The organism is Nocardiopsis lambiniae (genome assembly GCF_031845465.1).
GTDB classification, from domain to species: Bacteria; Actinomycetota; Actinomycetes; order Streptosporangiales; family Streptosporangiaceae; genus Nocardiopsis; species Nocardiopsis lambiniae.
In genome coordinates, this window is the sequence record NZ_JAVREP010000067.1 from 1 (window position 1) to 252 (window position 252).

Genomic DNA, 252 nt, shown 5'->3' on the forward strand with positions numbered 1-252 from the left:
CGGCGGCAACGTTTCTCACGTTGCTCTCGCTACTCATGCCTGCATTCTCACTCGCACGCCCTCCACCACACGATCACTCGGCGGCTTCTCCGAACGCACGACGCTCCCCTACCAACCCGAGAACAAAGTCCCGGGCTCCACAGCTTCGGCGGTGTGCTTAAGCCCCGCTACATTATCGGCGCAGAACCACTTGACCAGTGAGCTATTACGCACTCTTTAAAGGATGGCTGCTTCTAAGCCAACCTCCTGGTT

General features: G+C 57.9%; 1 rRNA gene. It reads right to left on the reverse strand.

The window, feature by feature from the left end:
• Positions 1-252, reverse strand: a 23S ribosomal RNA gene (locus RM479_RS27560); the annotation flags it as partial.